1 protein-coding gene is annotated in these 381 nt (G+C 43.6%); it reads left to right on the top strand.

Annotated features, from left to right (window positions below; translation table 11 throughout):
- The coding region (locus AAC854_RS23275) for a hypothetical protein (protein ID WP_340619152.1) at nucleotides 1–381 on the top strand (381 nt) is incomplete at both ends.

Here is a 381-nt window from a genome sequence, read left to right as displayed (position 1 = left end):
GATTTGTCCAGATTTCGGATAAATCCCCGGCGCTGGGATTTCTGAAAAAAGCGGCGGATGGGGAGAGTAACCGACAACTGGGATACTATAATTTTGCTGAGGTTTACGGGGAGGGCGGTAAATATTTTTTTGCCCCGATATCGGAATTGAGTATCTATGGCAACAGTGGACTGGAGGTTTATAGCGAGAAAGGCAAACTGATGTTTTCTTCCGCGATGAAACTCTTGTCATTTGTGAAACCGTTTTATGTTGATATTCCAAATAATAAAAATACCCCGTTTGTTCATGCGGGGGGATTAGAGCGGCACTATGGTTACATGATAATCAAAGACCAGTCCAGGCATTACTACAAAAACAAACAATTTATTCAGGGCGGGCCGC

It is taken from the genome of Xenorhabdus entomophaga (assembly GCF_037996725.1).
Taxonomy (GTDB): domain Bacteria; phylum Pseudomonadota; class Gammaproteobacteria; order Enterobacterales; family Enterobacteriaceae; genus Xenorhabdus; species Xenorhabdus khoisanae.
This window is presented reverse-complemented; position numbering and strand designations above follow the sequence as displayed.